This is a genomic window from Micromonospora sp. M51 (assembly GCF_018070305.1).
GTDB lineage: Bacteria > Actinomycetota > Actinomycetes > Mycobacteriales > Micromonosporaceae > Micromonospora > Micromonospora parva.
The window spans coordinates 1-1,804 of the sequence record NZ_JAGPXZ010001018.1; the positions used below are offsets into that span (position 1 = coordinate 1).

The 1,804-nt window shown below is 71.7% G+C and carries 4 protein-coding genes; 2 read left to right on the top strand and 2 right to left on the bottom strand.

What is annotated here, in order from left to right:
* Positions 1–387: type VII secretion protein EccB (locus KBX53_RS31960; protein ID WP_210863549.1), on the bottom strand; the 387-nt coding region annotated here is incomplete at its 3' end.
* A 129-nt stretch (positions 388–516) separates the two neighbouring features.
* Here KBX53_RS31960 and KBX53_RS31965 point away from each other — a divergent pair.
* Both KBX53_RS31965 and KBX53_RS31970 read left to right on the top strand, forming a co-directional pair.
* Complete coding sequence (locus tag KBX53_RS31965) at positions 517–1,236, top strand: spermidine synthase (protein ID WP_030336355.1); 720 nt, start codon at positions 517–519, stop codon at positions 1,234–1,236.
* A 161-nt stretch (positions 1,237–1,397) separates the two neighbouring features.
* A complete protein-coding gene (locus KBX53_RS31970; protein WP_167337342.1) occupies positions 1,398–1,574 on the top strand; it encodes a hypothetical protein in 177 nt (58 codons plus the stop codon).
* Between the two features lie 4 nt (positions 1,575–1,578).
* Here the strand turns inward: KBX53_RS31970 and KBX53_RS31975 are convergent.
* The coding region (locus tag KBX53_RS31975) for an acyl-CoA dehydrogenase C-terminal domain-containing protein (protein ID WP_210863551.1) at positions 1,579–1,804 on the bottom strand (226 nt) is incomplete at its 5' end.

Here is a 1,804-nt window from a genome sequence, read left to right on the forward strand (position 1 = left end):
GCCCAACGGGAGCCCGCGCGGCACCCCGTCGATCGTGCGCCGGGACACCAGCACGGTCTTCGACCGGTCCGCGCCGACGATGAGCAGCGCCGAGGCGTAGTTGAGCACCGGGTGCAGCTTCTGCTCGCGGTAGACGAACCGGGCGCCGGACTCCTTCTCCACGATCACCGCGCCCGGGTCACGCCACCCCTTGCCGCCGCCGGCGAACAGCCCGTAGAGGGCGAAACCGCCGAGCCCGATCGCCGCCACCAGGACGCTGGCCAGGCCGGCACCGGCCAGCCGCCGAAACGGCGACTGCGCGGGATCGGTCTCCCGCATGACCAGGGCGGCGACCGCCCGCTGGACGCTGAACTGGTAGGAGTGCAGCTGGTCCTGCCGCGACGGCATGAGTCCCCTCCGGTGGATCGGCCGGGCACAGGATATGCGCTGCGTCGATGTCCCGTGGACCCTGCGTGGCCGTCGGTGGCGGGGCAACCGGTACCATCCGGGGACGAATCCGGCGGCGAGAGGGCACCCGTGGGCGCGCGTTTCGAAGAGCTGGCCTGGCGGGAGACTCCGATCGGCGCGATCAGCCTGCGCCGGCGCCGGGACCCGGCACTCCAGGTCGAGGTGTACGAGGTCAAGCTCGACGACGAGTATCTGATGTCCAGCCTCTTCCCGGTCGCGGAGATCGAGCTGGCCCGGCTCGGCCTCGCCGAGGTGACCGGTGACTCGCTCGACGTGGTGGTGGGCGGTCTCGGGTTGGGCTACACCGCCTGCGCGGCGCTGGGCGACCCCCGGGTGCGCTCACTGCTCGTGGTGGAGGCGATCGAGGACGTGATCGACTGGCACCGGCGCGGGCTGCTGCCGTTCGCGGCGGGGCTCGCCGAGGACCCCCGTACCCGCTTCGTGCAGGCCGACTTCTTCGCGGCGGTCGCCGGTGACACCGGTTTCGACAGCGAGGTGCCCGGTCGACGCTTCGACGCCGTGCTGCTCGACGTCGACCACTCCCCCCGCAACGTCCTGCACCCGAGCCACGCGGCGTTCTACCCGCCGGCCGGTTTACGCCGCCTGGCCGCCCTGCTGCGGCCCGGGGGTGTCTTCGCGCTCTGGTCGGACGACCCGCCGGACGCCGAGTTCACCGCGTCGCTCACCGAGGTGTTCGTGGACGTGCGGGCGCACGTCGTGCCGTTCGCCAACCCGCTGACCGGTGGCGAGTCGGCCAACACCGTCTACGTGGCGCGCGCCGACGGCTGAGCGCCCCGGATCGACCCGCGCATCAGGACCTCAAGGTGTCGCGGCGCGCCGGGCCCACCACCGCGGGGAACCCGAGTCGATCAATCGGCATGGTGCCGGCCGGACGGGGAACGTGTACCCGGGTCGGCCGCACCAGGCGCGGCCGGTTACGGGAGGTCGACATGCGTGCACTGCTCTGGGTCGTCGGCGTGGTCGCCGGTATCCTGATCCTGCTCGGGTTGTTTCTCGAAGCGGTCCGCTGGTTGGTCATCATCGGTGTGATCGCACTGGTGATCGTGATCGTCTGGGGCGTCGTCAAGGGGCGGCAGGCCATGAACCACCAGTCCCGACGACGTTGACCGGTCAGAACCAGTCCGGCCGCATGTCGAGCGTCGTCCGGTCCCGGCTCTCCAGCAGGTCGAACTGCGGCCCCGTGCGGGGCAGCTCGACGGTGAAGAAGTAGCGGGCGGCCTGCCGCTTGCCGGCGTGGAACGCGTCGCCGGCCCCCTCCGGCGGCAGCGCCAGCACCTGCTCCAACCACATCCACGCGATCACCACGTGCCCGACGGCCTCCAGGTAGGTGCTGGCG